The following is a 25,790-nucleotide window of genomic DNA, read 5'->3' as shown; positions in this document are numbered from 1 at the left end:
GACGCAGTGGTTGAGTGGGCTCTACTACGCTGATTTCATCAGCTTTTACAGCCCTACTCAACTGTGCGGAGGTGGGACGACGAAATCGAATTCTAACGAATTACCGATTTCTGTCCCACTCTCTCTTGTTTCGTCCCTTATTGCTTGGTTAAAACGATAATCCCTTGATCATCCTCTGCTTGCTCCAGATCTTCTAGCGACAACTGATTCCCTTCGATCCGATAGCGATAGGGTTCATCCCCGATACGCATGGATTGATTGACCGGATCAATACTGACCTCTTTGGTCTCTTCTTCTCCATCAGCATCTTGCACCGTAAACGTGCCTTTTCGACCCGTCACCACCAAGAGGATCGTATTTTCCTCGTCCTGTCCACGATAACTGCCATCTATGGACACCCCTTGCTCTGACTTTTCACTGGTCGAAGCCACTGTCTCAGATGAATGTGAGCTAGCGCTACTTGAGGCTTTTGGCGTTTGTTCTTGCTGGCTACAAGCAGTCAGGAAAAGGGCTACTGCCAAGGTCAGTATAGACATGATTTTTTTCATTAAGATCGGCTCCTTTCGCCATAACCGTATACTATCTACCACCAGTATACGCCAAGAAAGTCTTTAGGTCAATTGTTTACCCCTCTAATAAAAATGCCCTTACTTCTGCAATAAAATACAAGGAACCTGTCACAAATAAAACCTCATCTGAAGGACTCTGATCCATAAACTCTTTGATATAGGCCTTGTAGTCAGCTACATAGGGCAAGTCTTGTCGGTCACCTTGTGCCACCACTTCCCCGTAATGGAAGGTTGTCAAAATCAATTCAGCTTCTGGCAATCCCGCTTGAAGCGTTTGGAGCATCCCGCTATAATCTTTTCGCTTGAGGGCTCCAAATAAAATCTTCACGCGCTTTCCTGCTAAGCTATTGGCAAACTCGATCAAGCGCAACATAGCATGAGGATTATGAGCGCCATCCAGATACACCTGGTCACCAAACAACTCTAGACGGCCCGGCCACCTTGTCTCTTGCAAGGCGTGTTTGACCTGCTCCATATCCACTTCTTGATCTAGGCCCTCCATATAGAGGAAAAAGGCCTCCAAAGCTACTGCAGCATTTTCCCGTTGGTAATCACCCTTCAAACCCAGAGACGGCAAGACAAGTTCCACGTTTTCATTCCAAAAACGATCCTGCTCTAAGCCAAAATCGTTCTGGAAGGCGTAGAGATCCACATCCAATTGCTCGGCTCTGTCTTGACAAACAGCTGTAGCCTCAGCAGGCAAAGGGCCCACAACAGCCTTCTTGCCCTTCTTAAAGATTCCTGCCTTTTGCTGGGCGATTTCTGCAATCGTCCCTCCCAGTGTTTCCTGGTGATCCAGGCCAACCGAAGTGATCACTGCGATCTCTCCCGTCACTACGTTGGTGGTATCTAGAAGCCCACCGATACCAACTTCCAATAAGACCACGTCCACAGCTTGTTCCTTAAAATACAAGAGGGCCATGAGGCAGATAATCTCAAAATAAGAGAGTTGGTCCTGGGTTTGAAGCAAGGTCTGCTCCATTTGTTGGACTTCTTGGCCAATCCGAGTAAAATCTTCATCTGAAATCGGCTGATCCCCAATACAAATCCGATCATGGATACTGATCATATGAGGAGAAGTAAAGGTCCCAACCTTCTTCCCATGAGCCATCAACAATTGACGCAGAAAGGCGATTGTGGATCCCTTCCCATTGGTTCCTGTCACATGAAGGATCGGATAAGCCTTATCCGGCCTTCCTAAAAGGCTCACTGCCTTCTCCATACGATCCAGTCCCGATCGAAAATTCAGACCGATCCGACTATTCATCCATTGCTCAATCTTATTCACATCTTCCTCCTAAAAGAAAAAAGCGACAAAACCTCTTCTGACGTTTGCGCTCCTTTCCTTTGTAGTTATTTCGTTCTCATTTTTACAGCAAGTCCATCGGACTTCCTGCTTTTTCTTGCTTCTTAAAGCAGGGCTAAAAACATCCACCGGACTTACTTGCGGTCTTCATTTCTAGCGCAAGGCTAAAAACATCCACTGGATGTTTCAACTCTTTCTAGTTTCTAGGAGTTGAGGTGATACAGTCTCCCAGACTGTATCACTCCTCCATAAAGCTGTTGAAGACTTCTTCGATCATATCCCATTCTGCATCTGAGTCTTCTGGGATTGGTTGAAGGTCGCCTTCTGTTCCGTCTTCGTTTTCTGTAAATGAATAAGCTTGGATTTCAACTTCGCCGTTTTCATCTTCTTCTGCATTTGCAGGGATCAAAAGGACATAGTTCTTTCCAAACTCTTCTTTGCCATCGATGGTCAAAAGAATTTCAAACAAGGTTTCATTTCCTTGTTCATCCACCAATGTGATTAATTCACGTTCTTCATGGTCGTGGTTATGATCATGTGCCATACTATTCTTCCTCGTTTTCTTTCTAAAAATTACGATCTAAATAATTTTGTAAAATGAGCTGTGCCGCTAGCTTATCAATAACTTTTTTGCGTTTGCTACGGCTAATATCTGCTTGCTCGATCAACATCCGCTCTGCAGCAACTGTCGTCAACCGTTCGTCTTGGTAGTCGACTGGCAACCCAAACTTATCAGCAATCATCGTGCCGTAAGCCTGACTGGCTTCCACACGTGGTCCGCTGGTATTGTTCATGTTTTTCGGCAAGCCCACAACAAAACGGTCCACCTTGTATTGAGCTACTAATTCGGCTAAGCGCTCCAAACCGAATTCTTTTTTGTCTTCATCGATTTGGATGATTTCAAGACCCTGAGCTGTAAAACCGAGAGGATCACTCACAGCAACCCCGACAGTCTTTGAGCCAACATCCAATCCCATAATTCTCATTAGAGGTCTATTCCTTGCCCTTTCAAATAATAACGTACCAATTCTTCCACGATCTCGTCTCGTTCATATTTACGAATTTGGTTCCGTGCATTATTATAACGAGGTACATAGGCAGGATCACCACTGAGTACGTATCCTACGATTTGATTAATTGGATTGTAGCCTTTTTCATCCAGTGACAAGTAAACATCTTTCAAGGTCTCGCTAATTTCCTTACGATTTGAATCATCAAGATTAAAACGTACTGTTTCATCTGTAAATCCCACAAGAACACCCTCTTTCCTTAGAATATTACTATTATACCATAATCAAGAGTTTTCCACAACGGTCAAGCCCTTGATTTTACAGCTTTTTCAAGCATTTTTGAGCTATTTCAGTTAAACTGTTTTTTTATTTTTGCTCACTTGCTCCAGCATTGATGAGATTGTCCGCAAATTGACTCGGTGTCAGCTTCAACAACTCTGGTAAGTGATTGTTTTTGAAGTAGGTCATGCCTTCAGCCTTCTTCACATCCATTGCTTCAAAATCATAGGTGATGGTTACCTTGTATTCATTCTCGTTTTCCAAGGTCAAATCAGCTGTGAAACCTGGCACTGTCAAAGCTTCCTTAAAGGCATCGTCCTTGTTAAAGGATTCTCTCAATTGCTTTTGTGCTTCCTCGACTCCAACCTGTTGGATCCCTTTTTTCAACTCCTCATCGGTTGCCGTCACATTGATGGTCTCCAACTTTTTAAAGGTATTCCCCACATAGGTGACGATTTGCGTCTGTTGTGTCCCCTTGTCATCTTTTGGAAAAACAAAGGTTCTAGTGATGACCTTATTTTCTTCAGCTTTTTGTAAGATACTCTTATTATCCTTTTGTAGCTGTTCTGCTTTTGCTTGGATTGCCTTTTGCTCACTTGAGGTTGGCGTTTTCACTTGCTTTTTTTGACCACATCCTGTCAAACACAAGGCAAGTGCACCCAATAAGAAGATTTTCCTTTTCATTTTCCATTCCTTACTAGTTATTGTTTTCTAAAATATTGTATCATAGATTTCGTAAAATGGTGCAGTAAACTGCTTTTCATTCCGATTTTTAACAAGAAAAAATCAGAAACAAATTGTTTCTGATTTTCAATCACTTTAAAGAGCTGCACGCATCCGCGCTTCTGCATTTTCTACATTTCGAACTGATCGTGGCAAGAAGGCACGAATATCGTCTTCTTTGTAGCCCACTTGGAGACGTTTGTCATCTACCAAGATCGGACTTTTAAGAATACGAGGTGTTTCCATGATGATGTCAATGACTTCATTGACACTCAAGTCTTCAATGTCCACTCCTAGATTTTTAGCGTATCGATTTTTTGAAGAGACAATACTTGCCACTCCATTTTCAGTCTTTGTAAGGATATCCAATAATTCTTCTTTGGTGATCCCTTCCTTACCGAGGTTTTGTTCTTTATAGGTTAGCTGATGAGCGTTGAGCCAAGTCTTTGCTTTTTTACAGCTGGTGCAACTTGACACTGTATAAATTTTAATCATGCATGCACTCCTTTCGCTACACGATAATACTATCGTATTAAATTATAACACAAAAACCATCAGTCTAGCGACCTATTTTGAAAAAAATTAATCTTCAATTTCAATCGCGTCATCTAAATCTAGAGTTACTTCTTCTACGACAGGAGCTGCTTCTTCAGTTTTATCAAGGGTTTTCACTGCTTCGTCTTCTTCGATCAAACCAAAATGAACCCGAACCTTGTGGTCGATTTCGTCAAAAATTTCTGGGTGGTCAGCCAAGAATTTCTTAGCATTTTCAGATCCTTGACCAATTTTTTCGCCATTATAGGAGTACCACGCACCCGCTTTTTGGATGATATCCAAATCTGTTGCAATCTTCACCAATTCACCTGTACGTGAAATTCCTTCCCCGTACATGATTTCAACCATGGCTTCTTTGAATGGTGGAGCTACCTTGTTCTTCACAACCTTGATCTTGGTTTCCTTACCAACGTTGGTATCTTTTTGGTCCCCAGTCCCCTTGATTTGAGTATTTCCACGAACATCTAGACGGACAGAAGCGTAGAATTTCAGGGCACGACCACCAGGTGTGGTTTCAGGGTTCCCAAACATGACCCCAACTTTTTCACGCAATTGGTTGATAAAGATAGCAATGGTCTTGGTCTTGTTAATAGAAGCTCCAAGCTTACGCATCGCTTGGCTCATCATCCGCGCTTGCAAACCAACGTGGCTATCCCCGATATCGCCATCGATTTCTGCGCGTGGGACCAAGGCCGCAACAGAGTCGATAACGACCAAATCAACGGCACCAGAGTCAATCAATTTACCAGCAATTTCAAGTCCTTGTTCTCCTGAGTCTGGTTGAGACAAGAGGAGTTCATCAATATTAACCCCAAGAGCTGCAGCATAAGATGGGTCCAAGGCATGCTCGGCATCGATAAAGGCAGCAATGCCTCCTTCTTTCTGTGCTTGCGCTACTGCATGGAGGGCAACGGTTGTTTTACCAGATGATTCTGGACCATAGATTTCGATGATCCGACCTTTTGGATAACCACCAGCACCCAAGGCAATATCAAGCGCCAAGGAACCAGAGCTCATGACTTGAACTTTTTGCTCTGCGCGTTCACCCAAACGCATGATGGATCCTTTACCAAAGTCTTTTTCGATTAACTTCAGGGCATCGTTGAGCGCTTTTTCACGCTCGTCTCCAAATTTCTTAGAGATATCATCTAATTTTTTCTGTTTTTTCGCCATTCTTTTCTCCTATGTTTTTGCTATACAGGAAATACATGCAACTCACTGACGTTTTCCGTCCTTTGAAAGGCACATTTCCTATCCATCTTTAGAATTATTCTTCATTTGGCACAAGCTTCATTATACCAAATTTTCACCATTTAATACAGCCAAGCGCACCAAATTAAAGGCATGAAGGACTGCAATTTCGCGGACATCAGCTCGGCTACGTCCGGCGATATTGACTTGGACACTATCCACTCCATTTGGAGTCGCAAGTCCGATAAAGACGGTCCCTGCTGGGTGCCCTTCTAGACTATCTGGCCCCGCAACTCCGGTCAGGCTAACACCATAATCGGATCCTGTTAACTTACGGGCCTGTGAAGCCATGGCTTGAGCTGTAAAATGAGACACCACTCCATGTTGCTCTAACTCTTGAGCTGGAATAGACAACATCTTGCTTTTTTCTTCCAAACTATAGGTGACAAAACCACCCGCGAAGATGCTGGACGCCCCTGAAAAATCTGCCAAAGTCGCTTGGAACAGGCCAGCCGTCAGGCTTTCTGCAGCTGTAATGGTCTTACCAGTCCCTTTCAAGAGATCAAAGGCAACCTTGGCCATCGAATTGTCATCTCCATAACCGTAAAACAACTCTTGCAAGGGTTGATGATCCAGAGTATGACGGGATAAGATTTCCTTTTCTAAGACATCGAGCTTAGCATCCGCTGAGGCTTGATCCTTCGCCTTTGTAGATAGACGCAAGGTTACTTCTCCCGTCTTGGCATAAGGGGCAACCGTCGGATCACTCTGCTTTTCAATGATATCTGCTAGGATCGTAACTAGCTGGCTTTCCCCAATCCCAAAGAAGCGCAAGACTCTTGAAAAAAGCTCTTCCCCTGTTGTCAAATGAGGCACCAATTGTTCATTGACCATGGGTTTTAACTCACTTGGTGGACCAGGTAGAACGACATAGGTCACACCATTGACTTCAATCAAACCTCCAACCGCGAGACCTGTACGGTTTTGAAGGGGGATTGAACCGGCAATCAATTGTGCTTGTCGCTCATTATTGGGCGTCCGGACATAATCAGGGCGACTTGCAAAGAAGGTGTCGAGTTTGGCAAGCGCTGTCGGATCAAAAACCAGTTCTTTCCCTAAAAACTTAGCAAGGGTTTGCTTGGTCAAATCATCCTCTGTTGGCCCAAGTCCACCACATAAAATCACCAAATCACTGCGTTTTGAAGCTGTCTCAATGGTCGAGAAGAGACGACCTTCATTGTCTCCTACCGCCACATGATAATAGACATCAATCCCTAAACTAGCTAATTTTTCAGACAAGAATTGCGCATTGGTATTGACAATCTGTCCTGTGAGAATTTCGGTTCCCACTGCAATGATCTCTGCTTTCATAACGCCTCCACTTATACTATTCGTAATTTTCATTTCATTTTAACACAATTTCCTAAATTATTTAAAAAACAGATTGAAGATAAAGTCCATTTTGGACAACTTTCTTCAATCTTTTTCTTTTAGAGTATAAAGTGAAAAATTCTTAGAAACACTATTACATCAACATTCCCAAGAGTTTTAACTATGTGGCAATCAACTTCTAAAGGGCTATTTTCTATTGTTGATAGAGCTTATCTATATTCTGAAGCAACCATATCGAGCGGTTGCTTTTTTACTTCTTTCTTGATCTAAAAGCCTTCTTCTGGCTCTAATTCTTGTTGTTTCCCCTCATTTTTTGTGATACAATAGCATCAATTTATTTCTAGGAGGATGAGATATGGTTTCTACTATTGGTATTATAAGTTTATCTAGTGGGATTATCGGAGAGGACTTTGTCAAGCACGAAGTGGACTTGGGAGTCCAACGACTCAAAGACCTCGGACTCAATCCTATCTTTTTACCTCATTCACTAAAAGGCTTAGACTTTATCAAAGAACATCCCGAAGCTCGTGCAGAGGATTTGATTCAGGCATTTTCTGATGATAGTATCGACATGATCCTATGTGCCATCGGTGGAAACGATACCTATCGCTTGCTACCTTATCTTTTTGAAAATGACCAACTACAAAAGGTCATCAAACAAAAGATTTTTCTTGGCTTCTCGGATACGACTATGAACCATCTCATGTTGCATAAACTAGGAATCAAGACTTTTTACGGGCAATCCTTTTTAGCAGACATTTGTGAGTTAGACAAAGAAATGTTGCCATATAGCCGCCACTACTTTAAAGAATTGATTGAGACTGGAAAAATCTCAGAAATTCGCCCTAGTAACGTTTGGTATGAGGAACGGACTGATTTTAGTCCCAAAGCCTTGGGAACACCTCGTGTCAGCCACGCAAATACAGGTTTTGACTTGTTACAAGGCAATGCTCAGTTTGAGGGAGAAATCCTCGGTGGTTGTCTTGAGTCTCTCTATGATATTTTTGACAACTCTTTACACGCAGACAGCACGGACCTCTGCCAAAAATACAAACTTTTCCCTGACTTGTCAGACTGGGAAGGAAAGATCCTCTTGCTAGAAACTAGCGAAGAAAAGACTAATCCTGACGACTTCAAAAAGATGTTGCAGACTTTAAAGGCCACGGGCATATTCGCGGTCATCAGTGGACTCTTGGTCGGAAAACCTATGGATGAAACTTTCTATGACGACTATAAAGAAGCACTATTGGATATCATTGATAGCAATATCCCGATTGTCTATAATCTGAATGTCGGACATGCAACTCCAAGAGCAATTGTCCCCTTCGGAGTCCACGCCCATGTAGATGCAACGGAGCAAGTCATTCGCTTTGACTATAACAAATAAGAGGCTGGGACAAAAGTCCTAGCCTCTTATTTATCTTTGGATTGTCGAGCAAGACGCAGTGGTTGAGTGGGCTCTACTACGCTGATTTCATCAGCTTTTACAGCCCTACTCAACTGTGCGGAGGTGGGACGACGAAATCGAATTCTAACGAATTACCGATTTCTGTCCCACTCTCTTTTTCTATATTCTCTGATGTTCTAGTCATCTAAAGTTACTTATTTCCACTTTTCCATTCACAATCATTCTCATGGTCATCAACCAATCCTGCTGCTTGTAGGTAGGATAAAACTGCGACTGGTCCGGTGAACTTAAAACCACGCTTTTTGAGGTCCTTGGCTAGCTTCTCAGAAAGAGCTGTCTTCGCTGGTGCTTGACTGTAATCCGGGACATCATTGTTGATGGTTTTCCCCTCAACAAAAGACCAGAGATAGGCATCAAAAGAGCCGAATTTCGCCTGGACTTGTAAAAAGGCCTGGGCGTTGGCCCGTGTCGCAAAGATCTTCGCTCGATTTCGAATAATGGCTGGATTGTCTAACAAAGCTTCCAGCTCCTCGTCCGTCATGTCTGCAACACCTTGAAGGTGGTAGCTATGAAAAGCCTCACGGAAAGCTTGACGTTTATTGAGCACCGTTTCCCAAGATAGACCGGCCTGATAAGTCTCCATACAGAGCAACTCAAAAAGGGCCTGGTCATCATGGAGGGGCCGACCCCATTCTTCATCGTGGTAGGCTACATAGAGCGGATTGGTCATTTTGACCCAGCCACAACGTTTTGGCATAGGAACCTCCTATTTGACCAACATCTTCAGGGCAGACTTGATGTAGTTTTCAGCAGTATCAGAAGTTCCTTCAAAGAATTTCTTGATTTTCTTGAGTTCCGTTGCCTTGTAGCCCAATGCCAACATGGCTTCCATGGCTTCTTCAAGGGCTTGGTTTTCTTCTGCAACTTTGGCTTTGGACTGAGCCGGTGCATCTTCTAGATCAAGATTGATCTTACCTTCTAGGTCCAAAACCATCTGTTGGGCTGTTTTCTTACCGATCTTCGGAAACTTGGTCAAGTAGGTGATGTTCTTGCTTTCGATGGCTTGGACAAGGCCTGCATTGTCATCTGCAGCAATGATAGCCAAAGCTGAGACAGGTCCAATCCCAGAGACTGAGATCAAGTTTAAAAAGAGCTGTTTCTCTTCTTCGGTTGCAAAACCATAAAGAAGGTGGGCATCTTCACGGACCACTTGGTGCAGGTAGACTTGTACCTCTTGATTCATTTTGCCAGAGTAGGCATAGGGATTGGCCACATGCAAGAGATAGCCTATTCCAGCTGTTTCTACCACGATGTATTTGGCGGTGATTTTTGTTAAGATTCCTTTAATGTATTCGTACATAATCTTCCTTTATTGTTTGATTAATATTTGCCCAATTCCCGCAGACTGGTGTGATTTTCCTGAATGCGTCGGAACATCTTTTCCATATCCGACTTAGTGAAGTTAACCAAGACCGGACGGCCATGAGGGCAGTTATAAGGGTTATCACATTGAGACAATTGGTAGATGAGGTCGCGTGCCGAGTAATCGTCCAGTGTGTGGTTGGCCTTGATGGAGCGTTTGCAAGACATCATGATGGCCAACTCAGCCCGGTATTTCTTGATGGACACTTCCTTGGTCAAGAGGAGCATGTCACACATCTCATAGATGCCCGACTCGATCTCTTCTTCCTTCATCCAGATCGGATGCTCCCGCAAGATCAACTGGTTAGCTCCGTATTCTTCTAAGTAGACGCCCACTTCTTCTAAAAGGTGCTTGCGCTGTTGCAGGCGGATCAGATCGTCTGTAGGGAACTCAAAGATATAAGGCACCAGCAGTTGTTGCTGACTGCCGTCCACATCCCCGATGCTCTCCCGGTATTCTTCGTATTTGACCCGCTCTTGGGCCGCGTGCTGGTCAATGATATATAGGCCACCATTGCCTTGGGCAAAGAGATAGGTCCCATGCATCTGACCAAAATATTCTAACTCTGGGAAGGTCGAATGTTCTTCCCCATCCAACTTATCATAGGCCTTGTCTAGACTAGCCAGATCTAACTCTGGGTGATCCAGTTCATCATAAACCGCAGTCTTTCTTTCCGCAAACTTGATCGCGCTTGTCGGTTTTTCTACTGGGTTTTCTTGGCTTGTAGAATCAGCAGTTAGCTCATCTGCTAGAGGCCGTTGAGGATCTGCCACCTCTGGTCGAAGCTTGAAATCTTGACTTTCTCGATCATAATAGAGTCGGTTTTCTTTTAAAGGAAGGGTTGTCTGTACTGGCTTTTCTGTTCGGCGGATGGTCGACTTGGCTAGATTTTCTAGAGCATCTGGAATCAAGTCCTGCTCTTTCAAAGCGTTCGCAATCGCTTGCGAAATCAAGGCCATTAGTTCTCGTTCTTTGGAGATACGAACCTCTTGCTTAGTAGGGTGAACATTGACATCCGCTAAGTAAGGATCGATCTGGATATTAATGATCGCAAGTGGGAAGCGGCCCACCATGAGTTTACTACCGTAACCGTCTAAAATAGCCCGATTGAGCAAGAAATTCTTGATGTAGCGGCCGTTGATAAAGAGACTGATGTAATTGCGATTGGCACGAGTCAATTCAGGCAAAGACACAAAGCCCGTCACTTCAAAATCTAGGTCGCGGTTTTCAATGGCTACCATCTTCTTAGCAGACGCAAGGCCATAGACACCCGCAATCGCTTGCCGGAGATTGCCAGTCCCCGCTGTTTTGGTCATTTCTTTTCCATCATTGATCAAGGTAAAGGCAATCTCAGGATGGGCCAAGCTCAAGCGATTGAGAATATCCACGATATGGGATAGCTCTGCCTGCTGGCTCTTTAAATACTTGAGACGAGCAGGGGTATTAAAAAAGAGATCTTCCACTGTGATCTTGGTCCCGACAGGGCTTGTCGCTGGCTCCACTTCCTCAATTTCGCCACCCTTTGCGACCAATTTGGTCCCGTGGGCAGCTCCTTCTTGTGCAGTTAGAAGGGTTAGAATACTGACAGAAGCAATGGATGGCATGGCCTCACCACGAAAACCAAGCGTTCGAATACGAAAGAGATCCGCTTGACTCTTGATCTTACTGGTCGCATGTCGACGGAGGGCCAAAGCGACCTCATCGTGCGCAATTCCTTCCCCATTGTCTGTAATCCGAATCGACTTCAATCCTGCTTCTTCGATTTCAACAACGATCTGGCTAGCTCCAGCATCGATCGAGTTTTCAACCAATTCCTTGACCACGCTAGCAGGTCGTTCAATCACTTCACCTGCCGCAATCTGATTGGCTAGGACTTCTGGCAATTCAATAATCTGTGACATGTCTGCTCCTTTACCTATTTTTTCACCGATACATGTAGCTCTATTATACCACAGATCCACAAGACTCCCTTTCTTAAAAAATAGAGGCTGTCCCCATCTTCTTCCTAAAAAACCGCATAGGCAAAGAAAATGACCACATAGACAAATCCCCTTGTCTTCCCTTTGGAAAAAGTGTTTAATAGTAGTGTAAAGAAGGAGCCGGGCTAGCAGGCCAACCGACTTTACCCAAAGGAGGGAGAAACGATCTTATGAAAGTTGAAGTACACATTGATTCCCACTTCCAAGAAGAAGCGGTGATGATCACAGCACCTGCACTGTCTGCGCGTGTAGAGAAAATCCGTGACTTTGTGGAAGAATTGGATCAAAAAGGGCGCTTACGTGCCAAAAAGGATGGGGAAGCTTATCTGATCGAAAGCCAGCTATTCCAACGTTTTTACATTGAAAATCGGCAAGTAATTGGTGAGACCATGACAGATCAATTTATTCTGACTGGACCACTCTATCAGCTATCTGAAGACTTACCGACCTTCTTTCTCAAAATTTCCCAATCTGAAATTATTAACACCCAATCCATCGATCACCTGCACTTTACCAGTGGAGGATCCGTTCAAATCTATCTTAAAAACGGGAGTCTGACCTACTCCTCCCGTCGTTACTTGAAAGCCATTAAGGAGAAATTATCATGCTAAAACAATCTTTTTCTGACGCCCTAAAAGGGATTTTCATCGGGCTCATCTTATCCATCTTCTTTTCCTACCTCTTCTCACCTGAGTTGTACCTTCCCTTAAGTCCCAACTCTGCAGTCGGTCGCTGGATGTTCTTGCATCATGTTCACGGCTCACTGGTCATGCTCTATTGTGCCCTCGTTTGGGGTGCGATTGGGGTCCTCTTTAGCTTCGGAAGTCTCCTCTTTCAAAAAGACTGGAGCCTCTTACGGGCTACTCTGAGCCATTACCTACTCATGTTACTTGGGTTTATTCCCCTAGCTACCTTGGCCGGCTGGTTTCCAGCACGACTCGGATTTTACCTCTCACTCATTGTCGAATTCACCCTCGTTTACGTGATCATCTGGTTGGTCTCCCATCATTTTTATAAAAAACAAGTCCAAGAAATCAATCAAAGCATTGCTAACCACTAAGCAAAAAGATCCTCAGTGCTACGAGGATCTGAAAGTGGAGATAAACTGTTCCTTTATACAAATCTAATAAATTCTATAAAAAATATACTCGTTATAGTTGTTCAATCATCTACTGAAACTTTCCGCTGTGAGAAAAGTGCCTGAAACAATTGTGTTTCAGGCACTCGGAATTATTGAGACCTTAGGCTCAATAATTAGTCTTGGAACTTCGAAGAAGTTCGCTGACGTCCGTACTCACCTAAGGAAAGTTTCTAAGATGACTTTGTCTTCAATAAAAGATCCTCGCCGTCACGAGGATCTTCTTTTATAATTTCTTTTTCAATTCGGCGACTGCCATCATGACTTCCATCGGAGTCATATTGTAGAGATCCAGATTCTTCAATTCTGTGATCACTGTATTTTCTGTCTCTTCCTCAAAGAGGGACATTTGTTCAGCAACCTGTGAAGGTACTTCCTTTTTAGGGGTTGCATCCGCAAGTGGTACTTGCTGGGCTTGTCCTTCGAGCTTGGTCAAAATCGCATCCGCCCGCTCCAGCAACTCTTCTGGCAAACCAGCGATCTTGGCCACGTGAATCCCATAGGACTTATCCGCTGGGCCAGGTTCAATCTTGTGCAAGAAGGTAACCTGACCATCTCGCTCCAAGGTCGCAACATGAACATTTTCCAAACGGGTCAAAGTCTCTGAGAGTGCCGTCAACTCATGGTAATGGGTCGCAAACAAGGTTTTGGCACCGGTGCGATCGTGAATGTATTCGATGATGGACTGAGCGAGAGCCATCCCATCATAGGTCGCAGTTCCCCGTCCCAACTCATCAAACAAAATCAAGGACTGGGGCGTTGCCTTGCGAATAGCGTGATTGGCCTCCATCATTTCCACCATGAAGGTAGACTGACCCGATACCAGGTCATCAGCAGCTCCGATCCGGGTATAAATCGCATCAAAGATTGGCAACTCGGCCTTTTGGGCTGGAACATAGGAACCAATTTGGGCAAGAATCACAATGATCGCCAATTGGCGCATATAGGTAGACTTCCCGCTCATATTTGGCCCCGTAATCAGCTGAATATCCCGTTCTTCATCCATAAAGATGCTATTAGGAATGTAGGACTGGGCTCCCATCACTTTCTCAACAACCGGATGACGACCTTTGTCGATCGTGATTCGTCGTTCTTCATGAAAGAGGGGACGATTCAACTGTTGTGACTCAGCGACGCTGGCTAAACTTTGTAAAACATCAACCGTCGCAATCGCCTGAGCCAATTGTTGCAAACGCTGGATATACTTGCCAACTTCTTCCCGAATCCGCATAAAAATCGTATATTCCAAATTAGCAGACTTGTCACGCGCCTCAAGCATATCTCCTTCGATGCGTGCCAATTCCTCCGTACCAAAGCGTTCTGAATTTTTCAAGGTCGCCTTGCGGAAAAAGTGAGCAGGCACGTGACTCAATTGAGAATTGGTGACATGGAAATAATAGCCGTCCTTCTTGTTGTAATCGATTTTTAGACCTGTAATGCCGCTGGCTTCGCGCTCCTTGGCTTCAATCTCAGCAATCCAACCAGTACCATCCCGAAGAACGACACGGTATTGATCCAATTGCTCGTCAAAACCGGTACGGATGATATTTCCCTCTGTAATAACAGCAGACGCTTCCGGAGCAATAGCTGAGGTAATCAAGCGGTGCAACTCAGGAAGTTCATCCAAGCGTGCAATCAAGACATCTAAGACTGGATCACCAATCCCCAGTAGAATCGACTTGATCGTCGGCACATGCCCCAGAGTATCTCCTAGCTGCAAGAGATCCTTAGGATTGATCTTGCCAAAGGAAACCCGACTCGCTAAGCGTTCAATGTCATAGACCCCTTTGAGGCTGTCGGTCAAATCGCTCCGTTCAAAGAAATGATCCATAAAGACCTGAATGATGTCCTGGCGCTCTCGAATCCGTTTCAAATCGACCAAGGGTTTCTGAATCCAGGACCGCAACAAACGACCGCCCATGGCCGTCTTGGTTTCATCCAAATACCAATACAAGCTACCATGTTTCTTCCCCGTTCGCGCATTCTCTGTCAAATCAAGACTAGCCTTGGTCGCAAAGTCCATCTGCAAGAAATCGCAAATCTCATAATGATGGGCTTTTTTTAGGTGGCTCAATTCCCGCATTTGTGTCTGGTGAACATACTGGAGAAGTTTCCCAGCTGTTTTCTTTTCTAGCTCACTCAACTGATCCCCTAAGAGTTGAACATCATCAAGCGCCGTCTCTACATGTGACAGCAAAAGATTCATCTGGCTAATAAACACACGCTCTTCCTGTTCTGGCAAGGCATAACCCAGGACCACCTCACGCGCACGTAAATTGCGGATTTCTCCACAAACCATGCTAAAGTCATTGAGGGTCGTCACCTGAAACTCCCCTGTCACCAGATCCATATAGGCTAGCCCATAATCATTTCCTGAACGATCCAAAGCAACCAGGAAGTTATTCTCACTATCTGGCTTGGTCGAATCCACCACTGTACCCGGTGTAATCACCTGTACGACTTCACGCTTAACGACCCCCTTGGCTTCTTTGGGGTCTTCCATTTGTTCTGCAATCGCGACCTTATAGCCCTGTTCGATGAGAACATCGATGTACTGCTGGGCCGAGTGGTAGGGAACACCCGCCATGGGGATCGGATTCTCTGCATTTTTATTCCGTGAGGTTAAGGAAATCTCTAAAATTTGAGCTGCATTCACTGCATCTTCATAAAATAATTCGTAAAAATCTCCCATTCGAAACAGCAAAAAGGCATCCGGATAGTCTTTTTTGATATCTAGATACTGCTGCATTCCAGGGGATATTTTCTCTACTGTCATACTTCTTTATTCCTTACTGTTGCATCATTTGCTGACGCAAGCTCCTTAGATGAAAACAGGAGTAGATAGCTCACTATCTTCCTCCTTTTGACATCTCTCTTTCTCTCCAACAGGGCTTGACTACTGCATCATCCCTAAAATTTCATTTTGAATTTCAATGGCTGCCTCTTGGTCACGGCAGACAATCAAGAGGGTATTGGCCCCTGCTACTGTTCCCAAAATACGCTCATCTGACATTTCATCTACACCATTGGCCAAGAGAGCTGCTTCTCCTAGCTCTGTCCGCAAGACCAAGGTGAATTCTGCTCGTGAGACAGACTTGGCATGGCTAGACAACATAATATAAATCTCTGCCACCTCAGGCTCATTTGGCAAAATATAATACAACTGGTCTTTTCGTTTCACCTTGACTAGACCCAGATCGCGCAAATCTCGTGACAGAGTAGTTTGCGTTACAGCAATTCCTTTTGCTTCTAATCGATCCTGAATCTCTTTTTGAGTCGACAATTTTTCATTTCGAATCATTTGTTGAATCAAAAGGTGACGTTCTGTCTTTTTCATTGGACCTCCACTTTTGAATAAATATACTTTAAATTATACCAAAAAAATTGAAAATTCGCTCAGAATTGTGTTAAAATAATAGTTAAAAGGACTAAGGAGCTAATATGAACAATAAAGAACTCATTGCTAGTGAATTGGCCAAAGTGATTGACTCTCTTGACCAAGATGCTATTTTAAATTTGCTTGAACAACCAAAATCATCTGATCTTGGTGACATTGCTTTTCCAGCCTTCTCACTTGCAAAAGTGGAACGCAAGGCTCCTCAAGCAATTGCTGCAGATATTGCTGAAAAGATCGACCAAAGCGCCTTCGAAAAAGTCGTTGCAACTGGACCTTACGTGAACTTCTTCTTAGACAAATCTAAGATCTCTGATCAGGTAATCAAATCCGTCATCGAAGCAGGTGCAGACTACGGTCAACAAGACGAAGGTCATGGACAAAACATTACCATCGACCTTTCAAGTCCAAATATCGCAAAACCATTCTCAGTTGGTCACTTGCGCTCAACCGTTATTGGGGATGCTCTTTCAAACATCTTCCGCAAAATGGGCTACAACACGATTAAAATCAACCACTTAGGGGACTGGGGTAAACAGTTCGGTCTCTTGATGGTGGCCTACAAAAAATGGGGTAGCAAGGAAGCTGTCGAAGCCAACCCAATCGATGAATTGCTAAAACTTTACGTTCGAATCAACGCTGAAATCGAAAACGATCCTGAGCTTGATGAAGAAGGACGTAAATGGTTCAAAAAATTGGAAGATGGGGATCCAGAAGCCACTGAATTGTGGCAATGGTTCCGTGACGAAAGCTTGGTGGAATTCAACCGTATCTACAAACTCCTCGGTGTTGAGTTTGATAGCTTAAACGGAGAAGCTTTCTACAACGACAAGATGGATGAAGGGGTTCAAATCCTTGAAGACAAAGGCTTGTTGAAAGAATCTAAGGGAGCTAGCATCGTTGAGCTTGATGATGTCAACCTTCCACCGGCTATGATTAAGAAATCAGACGGTGCCACTCTTTATATCACGCGCGATATCGCAACTGCTATGTATCGTGCGCGGACTTACAACTTTGTGAAAAACATCTATGCTGTAGGTCAAGAACAATCCAACCACTTCCGTCAGTTGAAAGCTGTTCTGAAGAAAATGGGATTTGACTGGAGCGACGATATGGTCCACGTTGACTTTGGTTTGGTGACAAAAAACCGCCAAAAATTGTCAACTCGTAAAGGAAATATCATCCTTCTCGAACCAACTCTTCAAGAAGCGATCTCTCGTGCCAAAGCTCAGATCGAAGAAAAGAATCCTGAACTTGAAAACAAGGAAGAAGTGGCACATGCAGTCGGTGTTGGTGCGGTTAAATTCTACGACTTGAAGACAGACCGTCGCAACGGTTATGACTTCGACCTCGAAGCCATGGTATCCTTCGAAGGAGAAACTGGACCTTACGTTCAATACGCATACGCTCGTATCCAATCGATCCTTCGCAAAGCCAACTTTACACCATCAACAGATGCGACATACAGCTTGAGCGATCCTGAAAGCTGGGAAATCATCAAGCTTCTCCAAGACTTCTCTCGTGTTGTCAAACGTGCTGCTGAAAACTATGATCCATCCTTGATCGCAAAATATGCCATCAACTTGGCTCAAGCCTTCAACAAATACTATGCACACACTCGTATCTTGGATGAAAGCCCAGAACGCGAAAGCCGTCTTGCTCTTAGCTACTCAACAGCAGTAGTCTTAAAAGAAGCCCTTCGCTTACTTGGTGTCGATGCACCTGAGAAAATGTAATTTCTTATCTAATGATTGATAAGTAGAACATCTCTTATGGGAGTGAGAGGAGAAACTAAATGCGATTCAATTTAGTTCTTTCTCACTCCTTTTCTCATGCCCAATGCCCTTCATTTTCTACATTTTCAGATCCTTTATATACAGGAGAAATCTATGAATCAAACCGTTTACATCTTAATCCTCATCAGTTTAGTGGTTCTCTTTTTATTTAACAAGTACGAAAGAGAAAAACTACAACAGCTCTTACAAGAGCAACTCTTGAAAGATCAAGCTTTCAAAGATAGCATCAAGGAAAAAATCCAAGAGACCGACAATATCAACGATGTCATCCATGCCATCAACAAAGACTATCGATTGGGGCTCCTACTTGCTAAAGAAATCACTGAAAAATTAAAATAAACCATAGAAGAGGAGTCATATAAAATGTGACTCCTCTTCTATTCAGTCGCAACAAATAAGAGGCTGGGACAAAAGTCCTAGCCTCTCAATTATTTTTGGATTGTCGAGCAAGACGCAGTGGTTGAGTGGGCTCTACTACGCTGATTTCATCAGCTTTTACAGCCCTACTCAACTGTGCGGAGGTGGGACGACGAAATCGAATTCTAACGAATTACCGATTTCTGTCCCACTCTCTTTATTTTAAAGATGATACAAATCTTCTACAATGGCCGCTACTTTTTTAATATCTCCCAACATCCCCCGCATTTCAAAATCGGCTAACATAGGGAAACCAAAGCGTTGGCTGTATTGTTTAGCGGTTAAACAATATTGATTGTTAAAATTCCGATTGCCTGATCCAACCACTCCTAAGCACTTGCTGGCGTTGTCTCCGTAAGCAATAAAATCCGCAACATCTGTCGTCAAAATTTCCACATCGCCATTGTCAACACCATTTCCACCCTCCAAATAGGTAGGCAAAAAAGTGATAAAAGGATTGGTCATTTCAAAGAAGGGCTGGCCCTCTTTGACCAGGTCTTTCACATGAACTTTCTCGATTTCAAGTCCGGGATGGACTTCCAGCAAATAGTCACTTAAACGGCGGACAAAACTCTCTGTATTTCCACTCAGACTAATATAAACAAAGGATACTTTCATCTTTTTTCTCCAATCAAGAAGCTCTCTTATCCTCTAAGAGAGCTCCATTCAAACTTATCTATTATGCCCTAGCTTGAGCTTTTCTCAAACGCAAGGTTTTATACAAAACAATTCCAAGGAAGAGAAGAGATAAAGCAGTCAAGAGCAACAAAGCAATGGACGAAGATGCTAGATATCGTTGACGAAGGGACGGGTTTGAAAAACTAGCCAATAGCGGACGCCCTGCAAAATAATTATAGCAAGAGAAGGCTTGACTTAATAAAATCTGCCCCATGTAAGTATAATGGGCTGTTAACAGATCCTGCTTCATAAAGAGGAAATAGAAAGTTGCCAGTAAGGCAATCAGAATCAAGGAAACAAATAAAAAGGTTAGTGGAGACTGATTGAGTTGGGCTGATTTCTCATAATATGTCACATAGTCAGCCTTGTCTTGAGCCGTTGTTAAACCAAGTTGTTTCGCAAAATCATCTGTCAGCTCAAAACTCTTTGAAGCTCCAAAGGTTGAGACAGCTGATGTTAGGGTTCCAACCGTAGAGAAAAATAACAGGATGTAAAGATAGATAGGTTTCTTTTTCATACAAACTCCTTTTCATTTCTTACACCCTATTATATCGCGATACAGATAGAAAGGCAAGCGCCTCAAAATCGTGGAAGCACTTGCCTGATCACTGATACGTTCAAATGAAATTCATTTGGAAAAGTAATGTGTGCAAAAGATGAAAAGCCATCGCAACTGTATCATTGGAATGATTAGAGATATAACGGAGTCCTATAAACTTTCATTCGAACACCACCAGTATACCTCATTCTCTTCTTCTTGTGTCATCCATTTCTATTCTGCTTCATTTCGACACGATTTGGTCTATAAAAGCCATTTCCTCTCCTTATCCAAAAACTATTCTGTTCTATTTCTCAACTATTTGGTCATCACTCCATCAAAAAAGCCAGAAGGACTTGCCTTCTGACTTTCTTTATTTAGATGAATGAACGAAAGAAACAAGAATTAATCTTCTTTTTTCTTGCGTGCAAGACCCAATCCAAGCAATCCAGCCATCGCACCTGCAAGAACAGCTGCAGTTGAGCTTTCTGTACCTGTATTTGGAAGCGCAGGTGTTTGTGGTTGCGCAGGTTGTACAGGCTGTTCCGGAACTTCAGGAGTTGGTTCGGTTGGAACCTCTGGAGTTGGTGGAACGATTGGTGTAGGTGGAACAATTGGTGTTGGTGGGTTGTATGGAGTTGGTGGAGTTGGAGGAACTGGTGTTGGTGGGGTTGGAATATCTGTTTCCGTTACCACTTTATTCTTATGCCATTTCACTTCAGCTTCCGGTTTCACCGGATTCGTATTTGGAACGACTCCAGGAGTCGGTGGGGTTGGAGCTTTTGGTGGAGTTGGAGCTTTTGGTTCCTCCACATCGACCGTAATCACAGTGTAGTTAGGTGCTGTTGGCGGAGTTGGTGATTTAGGTTCTTCTGGTTTCGTTGGCTCTGCAGGTAGATTTTCCACTGTAATCGTTGGTGGAGTTGGAGCCTTTGGTTCTGTTGGTTTTGTTGGCTCTTTTGGCGCTTCACCTGGATTTTTTGGAATACCAACATTTGAGTTAATCGCAAACCAGTAAACCGTTGGCTGACCAGCAGCATTAGCTCCATTGGCCGTAAATACCAAGTGACCATCAGACATCTTCAACCCTGCTCCACCATAATAGAGGTATGGAGAAGATGGATTGTCCCAACCTTCAAGAGTCGTTGAAGATTCACCATTAAAGACAGATCCATGTTCAATATATTGGTTATCTTTAAAGGAGGTTACTTCTTTAGTAGCAGAGTCATAAGAAACACTTGAGTTTGGAATTGGAATGTATTTATTATTTCCAACATTTACAGACTCTTGGTGCTCTACATTTTCAAATTTCTTCTTAGGCGTGAAGATGATCCGTCCTGAAGTTGGATCAATCGTATAAGAACCGATCACATCATCTTTACCGTCTAATGTGAACTCATCTGTTCCGATAGAGTGACCATTCCCAGCACCTGAAGCATTGACTGAAGTTGCGTCAATAACAGTTTCTTCACTAACTGTAAATTCACTACCATTCCACGTTGCTTTTTGTGCCACGATCTTGATTGGGTTTTCAGCAGAGATAGTGACATCAGCCGTACCAAAGTCTGCTTTTCCATTTTTAACAACAACCGCATTGTTCTCAATGCTCATGGAAGAACCATCTGCATATGGGTTCCAAGTTCCACGAACGGTGTTGCCATTTTTATCTTTAGCTTCTACTGTAAGGGCACGAGGTTTATCCCCACTATCTACATATGAAGCACCTGTCCAGTGGTTAAGGGAGTTCAAAGCGACAATCGCATTGTGCTGTGTCAAATCAAACTTATTGCCATTACCATCATAGAATTCAACATCTACAGCAACTTTAACGGGTTTGTTTTGGTCTGTTGAAGCACCGACTGTTAGTGTTACAGTTGGATCTGAGCTAACAGCTGCAATTCCTTTACCGTCATTTGATGGGAGGCTCAAAATTTCATAGCGATAAATCACGCGCTTGATCGGATGCATATCCGTATTTTCACGCATGCTGGACTGATTCAAGTTATCATAAGTAACAACAAATTTATCGCCTTCCTTAACTTGAATAAACTCAGTTTCATTATTGGCCCAAGGACTAGTTGCTACAATCTCTGAAGCTTCCAATTTATTGGAATCATACTGATGGACATTGCTTGTATTTAAACGCGCTTGAGCATCACGAGTGAGATAAGCGCTGATGCCATTGATAGTATGAATGGCTCCACCTTCACGTTGGAAGGTCAAATCTTGAACAGTTTCTACATCTTTTAGATCTTGGAAACCATTATCATTCATGTACTTATCATAGGCTGCTTTAGCATCTTTGTACTGTGCCAAAGCTGTTTGATATTCAGCAAGTTTTGTTTGGTAGGTAGCAAAATCTTTACCATATTGCTCTAGGTCTACATTATATTTTGCAAGCTCAACTTCATACTTAGCTTTTGCAGCATCTTCTTCTGCCTTCTTCGCTACCAATTGATCATAAGCTGCTTTATCTTTATCGTATTGTGCTTTCTTAGTTTGGTATTCTTGTAAATCTTTATCGTATTGCGCTTTAGCTGTATTGTAAACAGCCATTTCTGCATCATACTTAGCTTTAGCTTCTGCATTGGCCTTATCTGCTGCTGCTTTTTCTGCTACTTTAGCATCGTAGGCTGCCTTTTTAGCATTGTACTCTTCTAAAGCTTTATCATAAGCTGCCTTTTGCTGATTGTACTCTGCTACTTTCTTTTGATAATCTGCTTCTGCTTCCGCATTTCTCTTTTCAATCAATGTGATTTCTTGAGATTTTGCTTCATACTCAGCTTTGGCCTTTTTGTAGTTTTCAACGACTGTGTTGATTTCAGCTGTTTGGGCTTTGTTATCTGCTTCTGCTGCTGCGATAGATGGTTGGACTTTTTCAGCTTCTTCTGTAACTGTCACACCTTCTGTAGCTGCATCAGCTTTTGCTTTTTCAAGTTCTGGTGATTCTACATAAGTAGTCGTAACTGTTTTATTTCCTTCTGTAACAGTTGTAGATGTCAACTTAGAACTTGTTGCAACAGCTGCATCACTTGTTGTTGTCTCTGTAGTGGTTGCTTCAGTTGCAGGTGCTGTTGCCTCATCCGCTTTCACTTCTGCTCCGTAGGTATTAACAGTAGCCAATCCAGCGATGGCCAATGATACAACACCGACTGACAACTTACGAATTGAAAATTTTTCCTGCTTCGAAACATGTTCACGATAGCTTTTCATTTTCAAAACTCTCCTTTTTATTTATGTTTAAAAAAATCTCACTGTAGAGGCAAAAATATGCTACTGCCAGTTAACTCTATTGTAGCACAATCAACCATTTTTAAATATTTGTTGATTTAATTTTTTATTTTACTTTAAAGATATAGCAACTTGAAATACCAAAGCTTCCGGACCTTCCTCATCTTTTAGTTGAAAATATATGTAAGCACCTGTGAAAAAACCTTTATTTTCAAAGGTTTTCAAGCCACTTTCTCTTTTTATAAATTTCACCGAAAGGCTTTTTAAGGGGAAGTATCTTTTTATACCAATAGATTAGATTTGACGACTGAAACAAAAATTATGTAATAATTTCCCTGCTAGGGCGGAAAAATTCAAAAAAACAACACTGTTTACAGAAGTGTCCATTCTTTAAATTCCTTCCTTTTTCTTCCCAAATAAAAAGAAATGAAAAAGACCAGGGTCCTAAGAACCTTGGTCTAATAACTAGTAATTAGTTTAAGTGCCAGATATCTTCGTTGTACTGAGCGATCGTACGGTCAGATGAGAAGAATCCTGCTTTCGCAATGTTAACGATGACTTGATCCAACCATGCATCACGGTCTTCGTAGTCAGCCAACATGCGTTCTTTGGTTACAATGTAGTCTTCCAAGTCAAGAAGAGTCATGAACCAGTCTTTGTTGATCAATTCATTGTGAAGACGAGTCAAGCGTTCTTTGTTCCCAACTGCAAGAACGGCATCGCTGACGATGAAGTCTACCAATGGTTTGATGGCTTCACGTTCATAGAAGTCTGCTGATTTGTATGCTGATTTGGCATAAAGATCGATAACCGTTTCTGAATCTTCACCGAAGATGTAGATGTTGTCACGTCCAACCAATTCAGCGATTTCCACGTTGGCTCCATCCATCGTACCAAGTGTCAATGCACCATTCAACATGAATTTCATGTTACCAGTACCTGAAGCTTCTTTCGAAGCAAGAGAGATTTGCTCAGAAATATCGCTAGCTGGGATCAAGTAGCTTGCAGCAGTTACGTTGTAGTTTTCTACCATAACAACTTGCAAGTGTGGAGCTACCGCTGGATCGTTTGCAATCACTTCTGACAAGCAAAGGATCAAGTGAATGATGTCTTGTGCAATGGTGTAGGCAGGAGCTGCTTTACCACCAAAGAGAACAGTGATTGGACGAGCAGGGATATTTCCAGCTTTGATGTCCAAGTATTTGTGGATTACATACAAAGCGTTCATTTGTTGACGTTTGTATTCGTGAAGACGTTTGATTTGGGTATCAAAGATAGAATTTGGATTGATTTCCACACCTTGATGGTCTTTCAAGAAACGAGCCAATTTGCGTTTGTTGTGTGACTTGATGTTTTCCAATTTTGCTTTGACTGCATCTTTATCTTCATATGAAAGAAGGTCTTCCAATTTAGATGCGTCATGGTGCCAGTCACGTCCGAGGATATCATCCAAGTAGTGTGACAAGGTTGGGTTAGCATGCATGAGCCAACGACGGAAAGTGATCCCGTTCGTTTTGTTGTTGAATTTTTCAGGGTAAATGTCGTAGAAGGCTTTCAACTCAGAATTCTTCAAGATTTCTGTGTGAAGTGCTGCCACCCCGTTTACACTGTATCCATAGTGGATATCCATGTGTGCCATGTGTACGCGATCATTCTCATCGATGATTTGAACAGCTGGATCTTTGTATTCAGCGCGAACACGGCGGTCCAATTCTTCAATGATTGGAACTAAGTGAGGAACCACTTCTTGCAAGAATTCAAGTGGCCATTTTTCAAGGGCTTCTGCAAGGATTGTGTGGTTAGTGTAAGCCGTCATGCTACGAACGATAGAGATGGCTTCATCCATTCCAATACCACGTTCTGTCAAAAGACGGATCAATTCAGGGATGACCATTGATGGGTGAGTATCGTTGATTTGGACAACAGCATAGTCAGCAAGGTCATGCAAGTTGCTTCCTTTTTCGATGGCTTCGTCGATGATCAATTGTGCACCATTTGATACCATGAAGTATTGTTGGAAGATACGGAGCAATTCCCCTTGACGGTTACTATCATCTGGGTACAAGAAGAGGGTCAAGTTGCGAGCGATATCTGTCTTATCAAAGTTAATACCATCTTCAATAATAGATGAATCAACTGAATCCAAGTCGAACAAACGCAAACGGTTCTTGGTATCGATCTTGTAACCAGGTACGTCGATATCATAAAGGGTAGAAGTCAATGTGAAGTGTGCAAATGGCACTTTGTAGCTACGACTTGAACGAACGAGCCAGCTTTGATCAGTCAACCATGCGTTTGGAATCGTTTCTTGTTGGTTGTTTTTAAATACTTGTTGGAACAAACCAAAGTGGTAGTTCAAACCAACCCCATCCCCTGTCAAACCAAGGCTTGAAATAGAGTCGATAAAGCAGGCTGCCAAACGTCCCAAACCACCGTTACCAAGTGATGGTTCCAATTCCACTTCTTCGACTTCGATCAAGTCTTTACCAGCATCTGACAATTCTTTTTTGACATCGTCGTAAAGACCCAAGTTGATCAAGTTATTAGACAAGAGTTTACCGATCAAGAACTCAGCTGAGATATAGTAAACTTTTTTCTTACCAGTATTTAATTTCTTTTGGGCACTTGCTTGCTTGGTGTAATTAAGCAAAGCAAGGTACAATTCTTCATTTGAACATTCAGCAATTGTTTTTTGATGATGATCAATCACATATTTTTGTAATGATTCCATGTTAGGAGTCTCCTTTGTTTCAACAATTTTTT

The 25,790-nt window shown here is 42.9% G+C and carries 24 protein-coding genes; 5 read left to right on the top strand and 19 right to left on the bottom strand.

Going from position 1 to position 25,790, the window contains the following annotated elements; translation table 11 throughout:
* Positions 1–137: 137 nt before the first annotated feature.
* From PCY11_RS05990 to PCY11_RS05950, 9 genes are all read right to left on the bottom strand, one after another.
* On the bottom strand, positions 138–548 hold the full coding sequence (locus tag PCY11_RS05990) for an SP_0198 family lipoprotein (protein WP_070464705.1): 411 nt from the start codon (positions 546–548) through the stop codon (positions 138–140).
* 76 nt (positions 549–624) lie between these two features.
* A complete protein-coding gene (locus tag PCY11_RS05985; RefSeq protein ID WP_070464708.1) occupies positions 625–1,857 on the bottom strand; it encodes a folylpolyglutamate synthase/dihydrofolate synthase family protein in 1,233 nt (410 codons plus the stop codon).
* A gap of 256 nt (positions 1,858–2,113) precedes the next feature.
* Positions 2,114–2,419: a DUF1292 domain-containing protein gene (locus tag PCY11_RS05980; protein WP_003001941.1), complete on the bottom strand. Its 306-nt coding sequence runs from the start codon at positions 2,417–2,419 to the stop codon at positions 2,114–2,116.
* 22 nt (positions 2,420–2,441) lie between these two features.
* Positions 2,442–2,861 (bottom strand): Holliday junction resolvase RuvX, encoded by a 420-nt coding sequence (ruvX, locus tag PCY11_RS05975; RefSeq protein ID WP_049474166.1) that lies wholly within the window; start codon positions 2,859–2,861, stop codon positions 2,442–2,444.
* A complete protein-coding gene (locus PCY11_RS05970) occupies positions 2,861–3,127 on the bottom strand; it encodes an IreB family regulatory phosphoprotein (protein ID WP_003002070.1) in 267 nt (88 codons plus the stop codon). The genes ruvX and PCY11_RS05970 overlap by 1 nt, the downstream gene beginning before the upstream one ends.
* Before the next feature lie 124 nt (positions 3,128–3,251).
* On the bottom strand, positions 3,252–3,848 hold the full coding sequence (locus tag PCY11_RS05965) for an SP0191 family lipoprotein (protein ID WP_003009104.1): 597 nt from the start codon (positions 3,846–3,848) through the stop codon (positions 3,252–3,254).
* Between the two features lie 135 nt (positions 3,849–3,983).
* Complete coding sequence (spx, locus tag PCY11_RS05960; RefSeq protein WP_003009108.1) at positions 3,984–4,382, bottom strand: transcriptional regulator Spx; 399 nt, start codon at positions 4,380–4,382, stop codon at positions 3,984–3,986.
* 87 nt (positions 4,383–4,469) lie between these two features.
* Positions 4,470–5,615: a recombinase RecA gene (recA, locus tag PCY11_RS05955; RefSeq protein WP_024054712.1), complete on the bottom strand. Its 1,146-nt coding sequence runs from the start codon at positions 5,613–5,615 to the stop codon at positions 4,470–4,472.
* Between the two features lie 120 nt (positions 5,616–5,735).
* Entirely contained in the window at positions 5,736–7,004 is a 1,269-nt protein-coding gene (locus PCY11_RS05950; RefSeq protein WP_070464711.1) for a competence/damage-inducible protein A, read from the bottom strand.
* A 376-nt stretch (positions 7,005–7,380) separates the two neighbouring features.
* On the opposite strand from PCY11_RS05950, the gene PCY11_RS05945 reads away from it, so the two are divergent.
* Positions 7,381–8,412 carry a S66 peptidase family protein gene (locus PCY11_RS05945; protein ID WP_070464716.1) on the top strand — a complete coding sequence of 344 codons (1,032 nt, stop codon included), beginning with the start codon at positions 7,381–7,383 and terminating at the stop codon, positions 8,410–8,412.
* A gap of 211 nt (positions 8,413–8,623) precedes the next feature.
* Here the strand turns inward: PCY11_RS05945 and PCY11_RS05940 are convergent, their stop codons facing one another.
* From PCY11_RS05940 to mutL, 3 genes are read right to left on the bottom strand one after another with little or no spacing between them, the layout of a single operon-like run.
* Complete coding sequence (locus PCY11_RS05940; RefSeq protein ID WP_049523187.1) at positions 8,624–9,190, bottom strand: DNA-3-methyladenine glycosylase I; 567 nt, start codon at positions 9,188–9,190, stop codon at positions 8,624–8,626.
* A 9-nt stretch (positions 9,191–9,199) separates the two neighbouring features.
* Positions 9,200–9,793 (bottom strand): Holliday junction branch migration protein RuvA, encoded by a 594-nt coding sequence (gene ruvA / locus PCY11_RS05935; RefSeq protein WP_013904320.1) that lies wholly within the window; start codon positions 9,791–9,793, stop codon positions 9,200–9,202.
* Between the two features lie 20 nt (positions 9,794–9,813).
* Entirely contained in the window at positions 9,814–11,757 is a 1,944-nt protein-coding gene (gene mutL / locus PCY11_RS05930) for a DNA mismatch repair endonuclease MutL (RefSeq protein ID WP_070464718.1), read from the bottom strand.
* 248 nt (positions 11,758–12,005) lie between these two features.
* Here mutL and PCY11_RS05925 point away from each other — a divergent pair, with 248 nt between their 5' ends.
* Positions 12,006–12,446 (top strand): LytTR family DNA-binding domain-containing protein, encoded by a 441-nt coding sequence (locus PCY11_RS05925; protein ID WP_049523189.1) that lies wholly within the window; start codon positions 12,006–12,008, stop codon positions 12,444–12,446.
* Positions 12,440–12,895: a DUF3021 domain-containing protein gene (locus tag PCY11_RS05920; RefSeq protein ID WP_049503864.1), complete on the top strand. Its 456-nt coding sequence runs from the start codon at positions 12,440–12,442 to the stop codon at positions 12,893–12,895. The genes PCY11_RS05925 and PCY11_RS05920 overlap by 7 nt, the downstream gene beginning before the upstream one ends.
* Positions 12,896–13,199: 304 nt before the next feature.
* Here the strand turns inward: PCY11_RS05920 and mutS are convergent, their stop codons facing one another.
* Positions 13,200–15,749 (bottom strand): DNA mismatch repair protein MutS, encoded by a 2,550-nt coding sequence (gene mutS / locus PCY11_RS05915; RefSeq protein ID WP_301362575.1) that lies wholly within the window; start codon positions 15,747–15,749, stop codon positions 13,200–13,202.
* 120 nt (positions 15,750–15,869) lie between these two features.
* Positions 15,870–16,310, bottom strand: a complete 441-nt coding sequence (gene argR / locus PCY11_RS05910; RefSeq protein ID WP_023919910.1) for an arginine repressor — start codon at positions 16,308–16,310, stop codon at positions 15,870–15,872.
* A 104-nt stretch (positions 16,311–16,414) separates the two neighbouring features.
* Here argR and argS point away from each other — a divergent pair, with 104 nt between their 5' ends.
* Together argS and PCY11_RS05900 are read left to right on the top strand one after the other, a co-directional pair.
* On the top strand, positions 16,415–18,103 hold the full coding sequence (gene argS, locus PCY11_RS05905) for an arginine--tRNA ligase (RefSeq protein ID WP_013904324.1): 1,689 nt from the start codon (positions 16,415–16,417) through the stop codon (positions 18,101–18,103).
* Between the two features lie 153 nt (positions 18,104–18,256).
* Positions 18,257–18,502: a hypothetical protein gene (locus PCY11_RS05900; RefSeq protein ID WP_049472117.1), complete on the top strand. Its 246-nt coding sequence runs from the start codon at positions 18,257–18,259 to the stop codon at positions 18,500–18,502.
* A gap of 240 nt (positions 18,503–18,742) precedes the next feature.
* Here PCY11_RS05900 and nrdI read toward each other — a convergent pair whose 3' ends face one another.
* The 5 genes from nrdI to glgP all read right to left on the bottom strand — a co-directional run bounded on the left by nrdI (position 18,743) and on the right by glgP (position 25,758).
* A complete protein-coding gene (nrdI, locus tag PCY11_RS05895) occupies positions 18,743–19,198 on the bottom strand; it encodes a class Ib ribonucleoside-diphosphate reductase assembly flavoprotein NrdI (protein WP_070449535.1) in 456 nt (151 codons plus the stop codon).
* A gap of 61 nt (positions 19,199–19,259) precedes the next feature.
* On the bottom strand, positions 19,260–19,775 hold the full coding sequence (locus tag PCY11_RS05890) for a hypothetical protein (RefSeq protein ID WP_021154108.1): 516 nt from the start codon (positions 19,773–19,775) through the stop codon (positions 19,260–19,262).
* A gap of 426 nt (positions 19,776–20,201) precedes the next feature.
* A complete protein-coding gene (locus PCY11_RS05885; protein ID WP_301362574.1) occupies positions 20,202–23,009 on the bottom strand; it encodes a GbpC/Spa domain-containing protein in 2,808 nt (935 codons plus the stop codon).
* 129 nt (positions 23,010–23,138) lie between these two features.
* Complete coding sequence (locus PCY11_RS05880) at positions 23,139–23,279, bottom strand: hypothetical protein (RefSeq protein WP_301362573.1); 141 nt, start codon at positions 23,277–23,279, stop codon at positions 23,139–23,141.
* 220 nt (positions 23,280–23,499) lie between these two features.
* A complete protein-coding gene (glgP, locus tag PCY11_RS05875; RefSeq protein ID WP_049522609.1) occupies positions 23,500–25,758 on the bottom strand; it encodes a glycogen/starch/alpha-glucan family phosphorylase in 2,259 nt (752 codons plus the stop codon).
* Positions 25,759–25,790 lie beyond the last annotated feature (32 nt).

This window comes from Streptococcus sp. SP8 (assembly GCF_030440045.1).
Lineage (GTDB): Bacteria > Bacillota > Bacilli > Lactobacillales > Streptococcaceae > Streptococcus > Streptococcus parasanguinis_I.
Note: the sequence above shows the minus strand (reverse complement) of the source record. Positions and strands in the feature narration are given on the sequence as shown.